Here is a 16,863-nt window from a genome sequence, read left to right on the forward strand (position 1 = left end):
GCACATTCCCCTGTAGGAGCTGCCGAAGGCTGCGATCTTTTGATCTTTTACGCCCGGAACTGCCCCAGGCTAGCCTTCAACTGCGCCGCCAACCCATCCAGCACCTTGCCGCTGGCCGTGGTTTCCACCACCGCCTGAGCCGCTTTCTCGGCCTGGGCATGAATGGTCTCGACCCGCCCGCGCACGGCCTGCGCACCCTTGGCCTGATGCGCTGCGGCCTGGGTCGCCAGGCCGATCGCCGCGTGCACCTGCTCCACCGATGCCTGCACCGACTGCTGCAACCGCGCGCTGTCACGCAAGACCAGCAACCCTTCGCTAGCCTGACGTCCCGCCTGACCAATTGCCGCCACCGCTTCGCGCGCACCCTGCTGCAACGCCACGATATGCGCCTGAATATCGCCGGTGGAGCTCTGGGTCTTGCTCGCCAGTGCCCGCACTTCGTCAGCCACCACCGCAAACCCGCGCCCGGTCTCGCCGGCTCGCGCCGCTTCGATGGCCGCGTTCAGCGCCAGCAGGTTGGTTTGCTCGGCGATCCCGTGAATCACCGTCAGTACCACTTCAATCTGCTCACTCTGCTGCGCCAGTCGCTCAATCACTTGCGCGCCGGTATCGACCTGCCCGGCCAATGCCTCGATCAGGCTGCCGACTTTCGCCGAGGTCCGGGTGTTTTCATCGGTGGCTTGGCGGATATCCACAACCTGCTTCAATGCCGCCTGCATGGCATGGCTTTCTGACTGAGCTTCGTCCGCCATTTGCGACAAGGCCCGCAGACTTTCAGCCACTTCATCACGCTGCATGCCCGCCGCCGCATCGGCCCCGGCGTTGCGCAGGGTCATCGCGCCGATTTCCACACCGGTGCGCTGTGCAACATCGCCCGCCTCGCGCACGATCGGTTGCAACTTATCCACAAAGCGATTGACCGCCGAGGCCATGTCGCCGATTTCGTCCTTGCTGTTGATCTGTACGCGCTTGGTCAGGTCACCCTCGCCCGCTGCCAGGTCATCCATGGCAACGATCAGCATTTTCAGGCGATTGACCACCCGTCGCCCAAGCACCACCGCCAGCAATAGCAGGACACCGAAGCCCACCACCGCCAGAAACACGCCGATGCGCCAGCGCAAGGTGGACGCCGCTTCCTGCACCGTACTGGTGGTATTGGCTTTCATTTCCGATGCCGTCGACTGCGCCGACTGCAGGCGCGCACGCATGGCTGTCGCACTGTCGGCCGCCGCGCCCTTGAGGCTGTCGCCGACCAATTGATCGCTGCTGGCGATTAGCGCAGAGAAGCGCTTGTCCAAAGCCGCGAGATCGGTTTCGACCGAGGCGGTCGAGACGCCCATCAATACCTTGCCGATTTCGACGCCATTGGGATTGATCGATGCCTCGATGTAGAACACCGAAGGATCGTTCTTCGCCGCATCCAGCACCTTGTCCAGCGCCCGCTCGCCCTGGCCTTTTTCCAGCAGGGCCTTGTTGATCGGATTTTCCCGGTTGAGGTAGCGCGTCAAGTGCTGACCCGTCGCATCGTCGTAGACCACGAATAACACGTTGGGATTGCGCTGCGCACGACGGGCGAATTCGGAGAGGGTTGGAACGTCGCTGTCCCACATGGCACGCGGTGCGACCGAGGCCAGGAGCTGCGCCATATCATTGGCGGAGTCCTTCAGGTCTTTTTCCAGCGTCGCACGCAGCTGCGCCTGCTCGTCCTTCAAACGAGAAGACAAACCTGCCGTGAGGCGTTGACGGGTGCTGGTGGAGAGACTGTCGAGGCTCGACGTGACTTCACGCCCCGCCTGCTCGAGTTCGCCCGAAAGCTTTTGACTGTCCGCGCCCAGGCGCACACCCAAATCGGCTTCCAGCGCGGTCACCGTGCTCCGGGTCAGAGCAACAGCCACCAGCACCTGCACCAAAAGGGCGATACCGAGGGTAACGAACACAGGCCGCAGTAAACGGCTTTGTAACAGTGAGAGAACGGCCGACACTTGGAATCCCTCTGCTTTGGCGCCATTAAATTGATAGCACGCCGTAAGCGATGCTTTTTTTAATGTTCACAGCAAAGGTCGTGCCGCACGACAGGCATAAACGACAAAGGGTCCGATTAAGGACCCTTTGTGTTTCACTTCAATGACTTATCAAGCGAACGGATGACGCAGAACGATGGTTTCGTTGCGATCAGGCCCCGTCGAAATAATGTCAATCGGCGCGCCGATCAGCTCTTCGACGCGTTTGATGTAAGCACGGGCGTTAGCTGGCAGCTCTTCCAGGGTTTTGGCACCCACGGTCGACTCGGTCCAGCCCGGCACTTCTTCGTACACAGGCTGCAGGCCTACGTAGCTGTCTGCATCAGTCGGGGCAACCGCATTACCCTGCGCATCTTTGTAGCCGACGCAGATATTGATGGTTTCCAGACCGTCGAGTACGTCCAGCTTGGTCAGGCAGATGCCCGAAATGCTGTTCACATCGATAGCGCGACGCAGGATAACGGCGTCGAACCAGCCACAACGACGGGCACGGCCAGTCGTCGCGCCGAACTCGTGACCTTGTTTGGCCAGGTGCGCGCCGACTTCGTCGAACAGCTCAGTCGGGAACGGACCCGAACCTACGCGCGTGGTGTAAGCCTTGGTGATGCCGAGGATATAGTCCAGGAACATCGGGCCAACACCCGAACCGGTAGCAACGCCACCAGCGGTGGTGTTCGAGCTGGTCACGTACGGGTAGGTACCGTGGTCGATGTCCAGCAGGGAGCCCTGGGCGCCTTCGAACATGATGTCTTTGCCAGCGCGACGCAGGTCGTGCAGCTCGGCAGTCACGTCCAGCATAAGCGGCTTGAGCAGCTCAGCGTATTCTTTGCACTCGGCCAGGGTCTTGTCGAACTCGATGGCTGGCTCTTTGTAGTAACCCACCAGCATGAAGTTGTGGTAGTCCACCAGTTCACGCAGTTTGTCTTCAAAGCGCGGCATGTTGAGCAGGTCGCCCACACGCAGGCCACGACGTGCAACCTTGTCTTCGTAGGCCGGGCCGATGCCGCGACCGGTGGTACCGATCTTCAGCTCGCCACGGGCCTTTTCACGGGCCTGGTCCAGCGCAACGTGGAAGGACAGGATCAGCGGGCAGGACGGGCTGATACGCAGGCGCTCACGCACCGGAACGCCTTTCTCTTCCAGCTTGGTGATCTCGCGCAGCAGGGCGTCAGGTGCAACCACCACGCCGTTACCGATCAGGCACTGCACGCCTTCGCGCAGCACGCCCGACGGGATCAGGTGCAAGACAGTTTTTTCGCCATCGATCACCAGCGTGTGGCCAGCGTTGTGGCCACCCTGGTAGCGCACTACGGCGGCAGCATGTTCGGTCAGCAGATCAACGATCTTGCCTTTGCCCTCATCACCCCATTGGGTGCCCAGGACTACGACATTCTTACCCATAACACTTGTCCTCATTCGCGCAAACTTGGTGCCGGCGGCGGCCGGCAGGAAAACTCAAGAAGCCAGTGGCGATACTTGCCAAAGCCCGTTCTGCTGGATCAATTGCCGGTCGCAGTCCGCTTCACGGGCGGCGGCCAAAGGTTGTCCAGGCAATGCCTGGACGACACGCTGACCCTCACTGCGCAACTGGCAAACCTGCTGCCAGAGTGCCGCATCCGTACTGTCAGGCATCCAGATACCGCCAGACGGTAGCTCGATTTCAGCACGCCCCAGGGTCACCAGGGTTTTCAAATCGGTAGAGAAACCGGTTGCCGGACGAGCGCGACCGAAGTCAGCGCCGATATCGTCATAACGACCGCCCTGGGCAATGGACTGGCCAACGCCCGGTACGAACACCGCGAACACCACACCGGTGTGGTAGTGGTAACCACGCAACTCGCCCAGGTCGAAGTACAGCGGCAGCTCCGGGAAACGCACGGACAGACGCTCGGCAATCGCCAGCAAGTCATCCAGTGCCGCCAGAACCGGGGCCGGAGCCTTGGCCAAACGCTCACGCGCAGCCGCCAGCACTTCACGGCCGCCACACAGGTCGACCAACGCGCGCAGCATATCCGACAGATCGGCAGGCAAGCCTTCGGTCAAGGTAATGACCTCGTCGATGGCTTTACGTTGCAACGCATCGAACAACTGCTGCTCGACTTCACCGGACAAACCGGCAGCACGGGCCAGCCCGCGGTAAATGCCTACATGGCCGAGGTCCATGTGCACATCCGGCACGTCGGCCAGTTGCAGCATGGCCAGCATCAGGCTGATGACTTCAACGTCGCTGCTCGGGCTGCCATCGCCGTACAACTCGGCGCCCAGCTGGATCGGGCTGCGCGAGGACGACAAGGCACGTGGCTGAGCATGCAGCACACTGCCGGCATAGCACAGACGGCTTGGACCTTCGCGACGCAGGGTATGCGCATCGATGCGCGCCACCTGCGGCGTGATGTCGGCGCGAAAACCCATCTGCCGGCCCGACTGCGGGTCGATGACCTTGAAGGTACGCAGATCGAGGTCGGAGCCCGCGCCGGTCAGCAGGGATTCCAGGTACTCGATATGGGGAGTCACGACAAACTCGTAACCCCAGCTCTGGAACAGATCCAACACCTGACGACGCGCGACTTCAATACGCGCAGCTTCCGGTGGCAGTACTTCTTCGATGCCATCTGGCAGCAGCCAGCGGTCTACCGTTGCCATTACGCCTTCCCCTATATCCGGGCGGCCAGCCCTCGGCCGAGCCTTGAGTGAAGCAGAAAATGATCGGCTCATGCGCAAACCACGCGCATGAGCGACGGAGCGAAAAGCCTTTTACCGGCTTCGCCAACCACTTTCCTCGAAAATCCTGTCGAGCCTTTCAGCCCGGCATCTGCTTAAAAACAGCAATCAAACGTGCAGACGCAAAAAAGCCGGGAATTTCCCGGCTGCCGCATCATACACACGTTTTCCCAAAGGATCACCCCGCCAGAGGTTTTAGCCGCCCGGCGGGATGATTCAGGTCAACGTCGTATCAAGGCTTGGCTTTTTCCAGGTAGTGGAAGAAGTCACTGCTTGGGTCGAGGACCATGACGTCGGATTTGTTCGCGAAGCTTTCACGGTAGGCACGCAGGCTACGGTAGAACGCGTAGAACTCCTGATCCTGGCCGTAGGCCTTGGAGTAGATCGCAGCAGCCTGGGCGTCACCGTCACCGCGAACCTCTTCCGATTCACGATAGGCTTCAGCCAGCAGCACGCGGCGTTGACGATCGGCGTCAGCACGGATGCCTTCAGCCAGCTCGTTACCCTTGGCGCGGTGCTCGCGAGCTTCACGCTCACGCTCGGTGCTCATACGTTCGAACACGCTGCGGTTCACTTCTTTTGGCAGGTCGATGGTCTTGACCCGAACATCGACAACTTCGATGCCCAGCTCTTTTTCGGCCATCTTGTTCAGCGAAGCCGTGATATCCGCCATCAGCGCATCACGTTCACCCGACACAACCTCGTGCAGGGTGCGCTTACCGAACTGGTCACGCAGACCCGACTCCAGACGACGGGACAGACGCTCGTCGGCGATTTGCTTGAGACCGGAAGTCGCGGTGTAGAAACGCTCGGCGTCCTTCACGCGCCACTTGGCGTAGGCATCGACCATTACCGCTTTCTTTTCCAGCGTCAGGAAGCGTTGTGTCGGTGCATCCAGCGTCATCAGGCGTGCGTCGAATTTACGCACCTGGTTAACGTAAGGCACTTTCACATGCAGGCCTGGCTGAACATCAGTCTGAACCACGCGACCGAACTGCAGCAACACCGCACGCTCGGTCTGAGCCACGATGTAGAAGCAGTTCCAGGCAGCGATCGCCACGACGACGCCGACAATAAGGGCGATCAGCGATTTATTGCTCATCAGCGACTCTCCCTGGTACGTGCTTGCTGTTGCTGCAGATCAGCTGCCGCACGCGCATTCGCTTCATTGCTGCTGGCTGCCGCGCCGGTCACCGGAGTGCTGGTGCTGCGACCACTTTCGACCATCTTGTCCAGAGGCAGGTAGAGCAGGTTGCTCTGGCCATTCTTGTTGCCGGTCACGAGAACCTTGCTGGTGTTGCTGAAGACTTCCTGCATGGTGTCCAGGTACAGACGCTGGCGGGTGACTTCAGGTGCCTTGCGATACTCGGCGACCAGTTTAGTGAAGCGATCGGCTTCACCCTTGGCACGCGAGACGGTTTCGTCACGGTAACCATTGGCATCTTCGAGGATACGCTGGGCCTGACCACGGGCTTCCGGCACGACGCCGTTGGCATAGGTTTCAGCCTGGTTGCGCGAACGCTGCTCATCTTCACGGGCACGGATCACGTCATCGAAGGCTTCCTGCACTTCACGCGGTGCTGCTGCGCTCTGTACGTTGACCTGAGTGACGGTGATACCGGTGCGATAGGTATCCATGAAGCGTTGCAGACGCTCCTTGATTTCGCTGGCCATCAGCTCACGACCTTCGGTCAGTACCTGGTCCATGGCGGTGGAACCCACCACATGGCGCAAGGCGCTGTCGGTCGCGTGTTGCAGGCTGATTTCCGGCTGGTCGACGCTTAGCACGAAGTCCTGCAGGTTGCTGATCTTGTACTGCACGGTCAGCGGCACTTCGACGATGTTTTCGTCTTCGGTCAGCATCTGGCCTTGCTTGGTGTACGCACGCTCACGCGTTACGTTTTCCATGTACTTTTTGTCGATCGGCGGGAAATAGATGTTCAGACCCGGGCCGACGGTTTCGTAGTACTTGCCGAAGCGCAGCACCACGGCTTGCTCCTGCTCGTCGACTACATAGACCGCGCTGTACAGCCACACGGCCGCCAGCACGACAAGGCCGATGCCGAGCAGGCCGCCGAAGCCGCCACTCTTGCCCGAACCACCGCCGTCATCACCACGTTTCTTACCACCACCGAACAACCCGTTCAGGCTTTCCTGCAGCTTTCGGAAGGCCTCGTCGAGATCCGGTGGTCCCTTGCGGTCGCCGTTGTTACGACGCTTGCCACCCCAAGGGTCCTGATTATTCGAGTTGCCACCCGGCTCATTCCAAGCCATAGCGCTCTCCATCTGATAAAGCAAAGACGCACCCACGGCGCGCCGACCAATGCTACAGAATGCCTGTCACCACGGCACAACCGCTTTCTCAGGCTTTTATTGCAAAGTGTGTTGCTCGATGAATTCCATCGGCTGCAATCCCTCGCGGCTTACCAGTCGATTCAACTCGACCCGGGGCAAACGAACGGCCAGCAAACTGATGCCTTCTTCGTCGTGTTCTTCTTTTTGCACCGCACCGAGTTCGAAGAACTGCGCACGCAGTCGAGCGAATCGTTGCGGCAAGCGCAGGGTACCGACAAACAATTCACTGCCCAGTAATTCGGCAATGGCTTGCTCAAGCAATTCCAGACCACTGCCATCACGCGCCGACAGCCAGACCCGTTGGGGCTTGCCGTGTTCGTCGCGCTGGATTTGTGGCTCAACGCCTTCAAGCAAATCGAGTTTGTTATAGACCTCGAGGATCGGCAAGTCCTGAGCACCAATCTCGCCCAGCACCACCATGACCTGCTCGATCTGCAACATGCGATCCGGTTCGGCCGCATCGATCACGTGCAACAACAGATCGGAGTTGCTCGACTCTTCGAGGGTAGACCGGAATGCTTCGACCAGCTTGTGGGGCAAGTGGCGAATGAAGCCCACAGTGTCCGCCAGGACAATCGGCCCCAGATCGTCTATTTCCAGACGACGCAGGGTCGGGTCCAGCGTGGCGAACAATTGGTCGGCTGCGTAGACGTCGGATTTCGTCACGTTATTGAAGAGCGTGGATTTACCGGCGTTGGTGTACCCCACCAGGGAAACGGTAGGAATATCCGCACGCGATCGGCCGCGGCGCGACTGTTCGCGCTGGCTGCGCACTTTCTCCAGCCGCCCCTTGATCTGCCGCAGGCGAACCCGCAGCAAACGGCGGTCGGTTTCCAGCTGGGTTTCACCCGGGCCACGCATGCCGATACCGCCACCTTGGCGCTCAAGGTGAGTCCAGCCACGAACCAGCCGGGTACTCATGTGGTCAAGCTGGGCCAGTTCGACCTGGAGCTTGCCTTCATGGGTGCGGGCGCGTTGGGCGAAAATATCGAGAATCAGACCGGTACGGTCGATCACGCGACACTCGAAAACACGTTCGAGGTTACGTTCCTGACTGGGCGTGAGGATGTGATTGAAAATCACCAGATCGGCCTGCTCGGCTTTGACCAGGTCGCGCAGTTCCTCGACCTTGCCACTGCCAATCAGGGTCTTGGCAGTTGGCCGATGACGCGGCACGTTAAAAAACGCGACGGTCTCGGCACCTGCCGAATTAGCCAGTTCCTGAAACTCCTGCGGATCTTCGCGCGCCTCAGGGTCCTGTCCATCCAAGTGAACGAGGATGACTCGCTCACCGCCACCGTGGCGCTCAAAGAACAAAGGAGACTCCTATCAGGCGTTACCTGGCTCAGCATCACCTGCTTCGGATTCGGTTGCGCTAGGCAGACGAATTGGACGAACCGGCACTACTGTAGAGATAGCGTGTTTGTAGACCATTTGGCTGACGGTGTTTTTCAGCAGGATAACGAACTGGTCGAAAGACTCGATCGTACCTTGCAGTTTGATACCGTTGACCAGGTAGATGGACACCCCAACTTTCTCTTTACGTAAAGTATTCAAGTAAGGGTCTTGTAGCGAATGCCCTTTTGACATGTGCCGCACTCCTTTAAGGATTCAATATAAAAAATAGGTAAACAGATGGCTTTGGCCGCCACACCCCCAAGGATAGACGGCAATTGCAAGGACTCAGCTCAATATGGAGATGGTCCCAAGGTATTTCAAGGCGCGCGGCAGATTGTCGCAATCCAGGCTGTCCAGCCAGTGTAAATCAGCCCAACTGCGCAGCCAGGTGAACTGCCGCTTTGCCAATTGGCGCGTGGCGATAATTCCACGCTCCTGCATCTCGGCTGACGTCAGCTTGCCATCCAGGTAGTCCCAGACTTGGCGGTAGCCTACTGCACGTATAGACGGCAACCCGGCATGCAGGTCACTTCTCTTACGCAGGGCTACGACCTCGTCAATGAATCCCTGTTCCAACATTAAAGTGAATCTTTGTTTAATTCGCTCGTGCAGTACCTGACGATTTGCCGGAGCAATGGCCAAGTTCGCGACAGTATAGGGCAATTGTTGCCGTCCCGAAGCGGCTGCTTCAGTACTTTGCGCAGTTTGTTGCAAGCGCAGGGCAGTCATGCTTTGACCGCTGACGCGATAAACTTCCAGCGCTCGACTCAGACGCTGCGGATCGTTCGGATGAATCCGCGCCGCGGAAACCGGGTCGATCACTGCCAATTGGTCGTGCAGGGCTTGCCAGCCAAGGCGTGCAGCCTCTTCTTCGATTTGCGCACGGACCTCGGGATCGGCCGCCGGCATTTCTGCCAGGCCTTCGAGCAAAGCCTTGTAGTAGAGCATCGTGCCGCCTACCAACAGCGGAATTTTTCCGCGAGCGGTGATATCGGCCATGGCTTCGAGGGCGTCACGACGAAAATCCGCAGCCGAATAGCTCTCGGCCGGGTCGAGAATATCGATCAACCGGTGTGGATATTGCGCCAGAAGCTCTTTGGAAGGCTTGGCGGTGCCGATGTCCATGCCACGGTAGACCAGCGCCGAATCGACGCTGATCAGTTCGCAAGGCAGGACCTTGGTGAGTTCGATGGCCAGGTCGGTCTTGCCGGCGGCGGTCGGCCCCATCAGGAAAATCGCAGGTGGGAGCTGGCTCATCAACGACCGCGCAAGAACAGTTTGTCCAGATCGTCCAGGCCCAGTTGGGTCCAGGTCGGCCGGCCATGGTTGCATTGACCGCTGCGCTCGGTGTTTTCCATGTCGCGCAGCAGACCGTTCATTTCCGGGATGGCCAGACGCCGGTTCGCACGGACGGCGCCGTGACAGGCCATGGTTCCGAGCAATTCGTTGATGTGCGCCTGAATGCGATCGCTGGTGCCGTACTCCATCAGGTCAGCCAGTACATCAGCGACCAGACGGTTAGCTTCGGCCTGCTTGAGCAGTGCCGGAATCTGGCGGATGGCCAGGGTTTCCGGACCAAGACGTTGCAATTCAAAGCCCAGACGCTGGAACCAGGCGACGTGCTCTTCGGCGCAATCGGCTTCACGCTGACTGACGGCCAGGGATTCCGGCACCAGCAGCGGCTGACCGCTCAGGCCTTCGCTGGCCATGGCGACTTTCAGGCGCTCGTACATGATCCGCTCGTGAGCGGCATGCATATCCACCAGCACCAGGCCTTGGGCGTTTTCCGAAAGAATGTAGATGCCTTTAAGCTGCGCCAACGCGTAACCCAACGGCGGAATATCATCCTGGCCGGCCGGGAGAGCGACCGCATTGGCTTCGGGCAACGGTGCGAAAAACTCGCGATAGGCTGCCTGCGCCTCGGCTGCAGGGACGGCCGATTGCGGGCGCGGGGTGTATTGATACTGATAACCCGCGCCAGCGCCTGAACCGGCAAGCGTATTGAACGAAGGCTGAGCCTGAGGCTGCTCCAGCAGCGCATTGGCCGCCAGACGCATTTCGCCCTGAGGGCCGAACTCACCCGCATCGAGGCCTGTAGGGCGAACGATAGCCGTCGCCACCGGTGCCGCCAGGTGATCGTCCGGCCGTACATCGCCCAAGGCGCGATGCAAGGTGCCATAAAGGAAATCGTGGACCATGCGCCCTTCACGGAAGCGCACTTCGTGCTTGGTCGGGTGCACGTTGACGTCGACGCCCGTCGGATCGACCTCGAAAAACAGCACGAACGTCGGGTGCCGACCATTGAACAGCACGTCGCGATAAGCCTGGCGCACCGCGTGAGCCACCAGTTTGTCGCGCACGGCGCGGCCGTTGACGAAGAAATACTGCAAGTCCGCCTGGCTGCGGTTGAACGTCGGCAAACCGACCCAACCCCACAGATGCAGGCCATTGCGCTCGATTTCGATCGGCAGCGCCTGCTCCAGGAAACCCGGGCCGCAGATTGCCGCCACACGCCGCGCGCGGGCCGCATCGTCATGGGCCTCGTGCAGGCTGAGGATGGTCTTGCCGTTGTGGCGCAGGTGGAATGCCACGTCGAAACGCGCCAACGCCAGACGCTTGATAACTTCTTGCAGGTGATCGAATTCGGTTTTTTCGGTCTTGAGAAACTTGCGCCGCGCCGGGGTGTTGAAAAACAGGTCGCGCACTTCCACCGATGTGCCCACCGGATGCGCCGCCGGTTGCACTCGAGGCGCCATGTCGCGGCCTTCGGTTTCCACCTGCCAGGCCTGATCGGCATCGCGGGTGCGGGAAGTCAGGGTCAGGCGCGCCACGGAGCTGATCGACGCCAGTGCTTCACCACGAAAGCCCAGGCTCATGACCTGTTCAAGGTCTTCCAGATTGCGGATCTTGCTGGTGGCGTGTCGCGCCAGGGCCAGCGGCAGGTCATCGGCAGAAATGCCGCTGCCATCGTCGCGCACCCGCAGCAGCTTGACGCCGCCCAACTCCACATCGACGTCGATGCGCTTGGCGCCGGAGTCGAGGCTGTTTTCCAGCAACTCCTTGATCACCGAAGCCGGGCGTTCAACCACCTCACCGGCAGCAATCTGGTTCGCCAGACGCGGGCTGAGGAGCTCGATGCGAGCGCTGTTGTTCACGACCTGATTCATTCTTTGGCCGCCAGATCATTGCCCGGAATGGTCAGGTGCTGACCGATCTTGAGTTCATCGCTCGACAGGTTGTTGGCGCTGCGCACCGCGGCGGGCGACACCTGATAACGCACGGCGATCATCGCCAGCGTCTCGCCCGGGTTTACCCGGTGATCACGCGGCCCTTGAGCGATTTTCCCGGAGTCACGCAACCAGGCGATGTAAGTGCCCGGTGGCGGGTTCTGCTGGAAGAACTGGCGCACGCCGCTGCTGATGGAACGGGCCAGCGCTTGCTGGTGGCTCGATGCAGCGAGTTTCGAGGCTTCGTTGGCGTTGGAGATGAATCCGGTTTCCACGAGGATCGAAGGAATATCCGGCGACTTCAGCACCATGAATCCGGCCTGTTCGACACGCTGTTTGTGCAGCGGCGTAACCCGGCCAATGTTGCTCAAGACTTTCTGCCCAACGTTCAGGCTGGACGTCAGGGACGCGGTCATCGACAGATCGAGCAGCACACCGGCGAGCATGCGGTCCTTGTCATCGAGGCTGACGTTGCCGGCGCCACCGATCAAGTCGGAACGGTTTTCGCTGTCGGCCAGCCAACGGGCGGTCTCCGAAGTAGCACCGCGATCAGACAGGGCAAACACCGAGGCACCAAAAGCTGCGGCAGAAGGCGCGGCGTCAGCGTGGATCGAGACGAACAGGTCGGCGCCTTTCTTGCGGGCGATTTCCGTACGGCCGCGCAATGGAATGAAGTAGTCGCCGGTGCGGGTCAGTTCGGCGCGGAAGCCTTTCATGCCGTTGACCTGGCGCTGCGTTTCGCGGGCAATCTGCAGCACCACGTCTTTCTCGCGCTGACCGCGAGAGCCGGAAGCGCCCGGGTCTTCACCGCCGTGACCGGCATCGATCACCACAACAATGTCGCGCTTGCCGGCCGGGGCTGGTGGCAACTTGATCGCAGGCTCCGTAGGCGTGACGGGGACGGCAGGCACCGTGGCCACCGAAGGCGTCGGCGCTGGTGGCGGCGCGGCGTCGGCCGGGTTGTCAAACAGGTCGACCACCAGTCGGTTGCCGTACTGGGCGTTAGGCGCCAGGGAGAAACTTTTCGGCGTGACGGCCTTTTTCAGGTCGATGACCACGCGCAAGTCGGTCGGCGTGCGTTGGGCCGAGCGCATGGACGTGATCGGGGTGTTCGAGGTGTTGACGTTCAGCGGCGCGCCGAGGCTGGCACCATTGATGTCGATGACCAGGCGATCCGGGGCCGACAGGGTAAAGACGCTGTGCTGCACGGGACCTGTCAGGTCAAACACCAGCCGCGTGTTGTCCGGCGCCCGCCACAGGCGAACACTGTTGACCTTCGTCTCGGCCACAGCGTCGACGGTCACCGCCAAAAACAACACCCCAACGGCAGCAACCAACGCGCGAAAGCGCATACCTAACCCCATCATTTATTTGGATTCCAATGCCAAAGCGGCACACCAGATCTCGCCACGCGAGCCCTGGGATAAAATTTTCAGCGAACGTCCGCCGTCTTGCGGGCTAATGGTAATGGTCAGGTCAGGCTTTGGCAAAAAGCCTGCACCTTTATCGGGCCACTCGATCAGGCACAACGCATCGTCTTCGAAGTAGTCGCGGATGCCGAGGAATTCCAGCTCTTCCGGGTCGACCAGTCGATACAGGTCGAAGTGGAAGGCGCGAATGTCGCCGATCTCGTAGGGTTCAACCAACGTGAAGGTCGGACTTTTCACCGCCCCGACATGGCCAAGACCACGGATGATGCCCCGCGACAGCGTGGTTTTACCCATCCCCAGGTTGCCTTCAAGAAAAATCAAACCGTGCCCTTGAGTCGTTTGAGCGATACGCGCGCCAAATGCGGTCATCGCCTCTTCATCAGCCAGGTACAGGGTTACTTCAGACACGGTGCTTGCTCCTCCAACAACTGACGAATGGCTGGTATCAGATCACTGGCCGCCAGCCCACGGCCGAATTTCCCTTGTTGCTCACCGGCATTGGCGTGCAGCCAGACTGCCAGGCAGGCCGCGTCGAATGCGGTCATGCCTTGAGCCAGCAGTGCGCCGACCAGACCGGCCAGCACATCGCCCAAACCTGCCGTCGCCATCGCTGGATGCCCCTGATGACACACGGCCAGCCGCCCGTCGGGACAGGCAATCAAACTGCCGGCGCCTTTAAGCACAACCACGGCTGTATATTTTTTGCTCAACGCATGGGCCGCCGCAGGACGATCCGCCTGCACCTCGGCAGTACTTATCCCCAACAAGCGTGCTGCTTCGCCCGGATGCGGCGTGATCACGCAATCCTTGGGCAAGCTCAAGCGTTCCTCGGCCAGCATGTTCAGCGCATCGGCATCCCAGACTTGCGGCAGCGGCGCATTGGCGGCGGCCGATAGCAGACTGCGCCCCCAGCCAGCCTGCCCAAGTCCCGGGCCGACAACCAGCACGGAAACTTTTTGAAGCAAACCCATCAACTGGTTGGCCGACGAAGTGCCCAGTACCATCGCCTCGGGAATCCGCGCCAGAGCGGCGGGCACGTGTTCGCTGCGGGTCGCCACCGACACCATGCCGGCACCGCTGCGCAGCGCACTTTGCGCACTCAACAGGATCGCACCACCGAAGCCGCGATCGCCGCCGATCAGCAGCACATGGCCGAACCTGCCTTTATGGGAAGTGGGTGCGCGTGAAGCCAGAGGCGGGAGGTTGCCGGCAGCCAAACGACGTGCGGTCATCGGCGCAGCCTCGATCAGCTGCGGATCGGCGTGCAAATCATTGAACACCAGTTCGCCCACCACATCCGCCGCATCGCCGGTGAACAATCCCAGTTTCAAGCCGATGAAGGTCACGGTCAGGTCGGCTCGCACCGCGCCGCCAAGGAGACGACCGGTATCGGCACACAGTCCGGAAGGTATATCCACCGCCACAACGGGCAAGCCACTGGCGTTGATCGTCGCGATAACACTGGCGTAGTGCTCGCGCACCTCGCCAGACAGGCCGGTGCCGAGCAAAGCGTCCAGCAAGATGCCGCGCAGTTGAGCCCTTTCTGTCCAGGACTCGACGGAGACTTTTTCCGATACTGCCTCGGCATGGGCCGATGCCGCATCACCGCGCAGTTGCTGCGGATCACCTGCCGCCAGCACCCGCACCGACCACCCCGCACGTTGGGCCAGCACGGCCAGCAGGTAACCATCGCCGGCGTTATTGCCGTGACCGGCGACAACCGTCAATTCGTTCGCCGTCGGCCACTGGCGAACCAGCGCGCGCCAGGTCGCCCGCGCCGCGCGCTGCATCAATTCGAAGCCCGGAGTGCCAGCCGCGATCAGGCTCGCATCGAGCCCTCGGACCTGCGCGGCGCTGTACAGCGCGTCGGGTAATTCATCTTTAGTGTGCGGCATGCGTCTTCAGGCTCCGATGTCTGGCAGAATTATACGCACCTCAGCTCCGGTTTCTCTCGCCTCATGCCCGCTATTACCACAGACCTGCCCGCCCTCGCCCAATCCATCAAGGACTGGGGCCGCGAGCTGGGCTTTCAGCAAGTCGGCATCAGCGGTCTCGACCTGGGCGAGCACGAGCAGCATTTGCAGCGCTGGCTCGACGCCGGCTACCACGGCGAAATGGATTACATGGGCGCCCACGGCAGCAAACGCTCGCATCCGGATGAACTGGTGCCGGGCACGTTGCGCGTGGTTTCGCTGCGCATGGACTACCTGTCCGGCGACACGCAAATGGCGAAAGTCCTCGCCCAACCGGAAAAAGCCTACGTCTCGCGTTATGCCTTGGGCCGCGATTACCACAAATTGATCCGCAAACGCGTGCAACAACTGGCAGATAAAATTCAGGCCGAGATCGGCCCATTCGGTTTTCGCGCCTTCGTCGACAGTGCGCCGGTGCTGGAAAAAGCCATCGCCGAACACGCCGGCCTTGGATGGATCGGCAAAAATACGCTGGTCTTGAATCGCAAGGCCGGCAGTTATTTCTTTCTCGCTGAACTGTTCGTCGATTTGCCGCTGCCCGTGGACCCGCCCCACGCCACCGAACACTGCGGTCGTTGCAGCGCCTGCCTCGACATCTGCCCGACCAACGCCTTCGTCGGACCGTATGTGCTGGACGCCCGACGCTGCATTTCCTACCTGACCATCGAACTGAAAGGCGCCATCCCCGAAGACCTGCGACCGCTGATCGGCAACCGGGTGTTCGGTTGCGATGACTGCCAGATCGTCTGCCCGTGGAACCGCTTCGCCCGTCCGTCCGGCGAAGGCGATTTCAAGCCGCGCCACAACCTGGACAACGCCGGGCTGGCGGATCTGTTCATGTGGGACGAGGACAAATTCCTGAGCAGCACCGAAGGTTCGCCACTGCGCCGGACGGGTTATGAAAACTGGTTGCGTAATCTGGCGGTGGGCTTGGGCAATGCGCCTTCAACGATTCCAGTGCTGGAAGCGCTCAAGGCGCGACGCGACTATCCGTCAGAATTGGTGCGGGAACACGTCGAATGGGCGCTAAAACAACATGCCGAGCGTCAGGCTTCGTCGTTGTAAACGAATTTAGGCATTTCCCAATGGAAACGGATCGCCAGTAATCGCAGCAGGAAGCCACCGAACAGCGTGATCAGGATCGCCTGTTCTCCCGGCAAATTCAGGTACAGACAGAGCATGTAGCACCATGCCGCCGCGAACGAGACGCTGGCGTACAGCTCTCGGCGAAAGATCAGCGGAATATCGTTGCAGAAGATATCCCGCAGGATGCCGCCGAAAACCCCAGTGATCACACCGCTGACCGACGCGACCAACATGCCATGTCCCATTTCCAGGGCGGTCATGCAGCCGATCAGGGTGAATGCCACCAGACCCACGGCGTCGAGCACCAGAAACAACGAGCGCAGGTGACGCATCCAGCGCGCGGTGAACACGGTAAACATTGCCGCGATGGTGGTCAGGACCAGATATTCCGGGTGTTTGACCCAGGTCAGCGGGTAGTGGCCGAGCAGCACGTCGCGTACCGAACCGCCGCCCAACGCCGTGACGCAAGCAATCAGCACCACGCCAAACCAGTCCATGCCACGACGCCCCGCAGACAGGGCGCCGGTCATGGCTTCGGCGGTGATGGCGATCAGGTAGAGCATCAGCAACATGGTGGCGATCCTTGCAAAAAGGCGCGCAGTCTACTCACTTTCACAATGACAACACATCCCATGTAGGAGCTGCCGCAGGC

14 protein-coding genes are annotated in these 16,863 nt (G+C 60.6%); 1 reads left to right on the plus strand and 13 read right to left on the minus strand.

What is annotated here, in order from left to right; genetic code table 11:
* Positions 1 to 47: 47 nt before the first annotated feature.
* The 12 genes from ACW9JC_RS21405 to ACW9JC_RS21460 all read right to left on the minus strand — a co-directional run bounded on the left by ACW9JC_RS21405 (position 48) and on the right by ACW9JC_RS21460 (position 15,047).
* A complete protein-coding gene (locus ACW9JC_RS21405) occupies positions 48 to 1,982 on the minus strand; it encodes a methyl-accepting chemotaxis protein (protein ID WP_416130060.1) in 1,935 nt (644 codons plus the stop codon).
* Positions 1,983 to 2,132: 150 nt separating this feature from the next.
* The gene (locus tag ACW9JC_RS21410) at positions 2,133 to 3,422 is read right to left on the minus strand and encodes an adenylosuccinate synthase (RefSeq protein WP_110657998.1); all 1,290 of its coding nucleotides are present in this window, start codon (positions 3,420 to 3,422) and stop codon (positions 2,133 to 2,135) included.
* A gap of 54 nt (positions 3,423 to 3,476) precedes the next feature.
* Positions 3,477 to 4,664 carry an ATP phosphoribosyltransferase regulatory subunit gene (locus tag ACW9JC_RS21415; RefSeq protein ID WP_448106130.1) on the minus strand — a complete coding sequence of 396 codons (1,188 nt, stop codon included), beginning with the start codon at positions 4,662 to 4,664 and terminating at the stop codon, positions 3,477 to 3,479.
* Between the two features lie 310 nt (positions 4,665 to 4,974).
* The gene (hflC, locus tag ACW9JC_RS21420) at positions 4,975 to 5,844 is read right to left on the minus strand and encodes a protease modulator HflC (RefSeq protein ID WP_046039827.1); all 870 of its coding nucleotides are present in this window, start codon (positions 5,842 to 5,844) and stop codon (positions 4,975 to 4,977) included.
* On the minus strand, positions 5,844 to 7,016 hold the full coding sequence (hflK, locus tag ACW9JC_RS21425) for an FtsH protease activity modulator HflK (RefSeq protein WP_338584428.1): 1,173 nt from the start codon (positions 7,014 to 7,016) through the stop codon (positions 5,844 to 5,846). The genes hflC and hflK overlap by 1 nt, the downstream gene beginning before the upstream one ends.
* 96 nt (positions 7,017 to 7,112) lie before the next feature.
* The gene (hflX, locus tag ACW9JC_RS21430) at positions 7,113 to 8,414 is read right to left on the minus strand and encodes a ribosome rescue GTPase HflX (protein ID WP_338584427.1); all 1,302 of its coding nucleotides are present in this window, start codon (positions 8,412 to 8,414) and stop codon (positions 7,113 to 7,115) included.
* A 12-nt stretch (positions 8,415 to 8,426) separates the two neighbouring features.
* Positions 8,427 to 8,687, minus strand: coding sequence for an RNA chaperone Hfq (hfq, locus tag ACW9JC_RS21435; RefSeq protein ID WP_007902656.1), 261 nt, complete (start codon positions 8,685 to 8,687; stop codon positions 8,427 to 8,429).
* Between the two features lie 93 nt (positions 8,688 to 8,780).
* Positions 8,781 to 9,752: a tRNA (adenosine(37)-N6)-dimethylallyltransferase MiaA gene (miaA, locus tag ACW9JC_RS21440; RefSeq protein ID WP_338586451.1), complete on the minus strand. Its 972-nt coding sequence runs from the start codon at positions 9,750 to 9,752 to the stop codon at positions 8,781 to 8,783.
* The gene (gene mutL, locus ACW9JC_RS21445; RefSeq protein ID WP_457457388.1) at positions 9,752 to 11,662 is read right to left on the minus strand and encodes a DNA mismatch repair endonuclease MutL; all 1,911 of its coding nucleotides are present in this window, start codon (positions 11,660 to 11,662) and stop codon (positions 9,752 to 9,754) included. The genes miaA and mutL overlap by 1 nt, the downstream gene beginning before the upstream one ends.
* The gene (locus tag ACW9JC_RS21450) at positions 11,659 to 13,089 is read right to left on the minus strand and encodes an N-acetylmuramoyl-L-alanine amidase (protein WP_416130056.1); all 1,431 of its coding nucleotides are present in this window, start codon (positions 13,087 to 13,089) and stop codon (positions 11,659 to 11,661) included. The genes mutL and ACW9JC_RS21450 overlap by 4 nt, the downstream gene beginning before the upstream one ends.
* A complete protein-coding gene (tsaE, locus tag ACW9JC_RS21455; RefSeq protein ID WP_457457391.1) occupies positions 13,090 to 13,560 on the minus strand; it encodes a tRNA (adenosine(37)-N6)-threonylcarbamoyltransferase complex ATPase subunit type 1 TsaE in 471 nt (156 codons plus the stop codon).
* The gene (locus ACW9JC_RS21460) at positions 13,548 to 15,047 is read right to left on the minus strand and encodes an NAD(P)H-hydrate dehydratase (RefSeq protein WP_457457393.1); all 1,500 of its coding nucleotides are present in this window, start codon (positions 15,045 to 15,047) and stop codon (positions 13,548 to 13,550) included. Before ACW9JC_RS21460 ends, tsaE begins: the two co-directional genes overlap by 13 nt.
* Positions 15,048 to 15,110: 63 nt before the next feature.
* On the opposite strand from ACW9JC_RS21460, the gene queG reads away from it, so the two are divergent.
* Positions 15,111 to 16,190, plus strand: coding sequence for a tRNA epoxyqueuosine(34) reductase QueG (queG, locus tag ACW9JC_RS21465; protein WP_457457395.1), 1,080 nt, complete (start codon positions 15,111 to 15,113; stop codon positions 16,188 to 16,190).
* Here queG and ACW9JC_RS21470 read toward each other — a convergent pair.
* Positions 16,172 to 16,783, minus strand: a complete 612-nt coding sequence (locus ACW9JC_RS21470; RefSeq protein ID WP_075947737.1) for a trimeric intracellular cation channel family protein — start codon at positions 16,781 to 16,783, stop codon at positions 16,172 to 16,174. The two genes, queG and ACW9JC_RS21470, sit on opposite strands and share 19 nt — an antisense overlap.
* Positions 16,784 to 16,863 lie beyond the last annotated feature (80 nt).

The sequence above is a fragment of the Pseudomonas sp. SDO5591_S426 genome, from assembly GCF_054070755.1.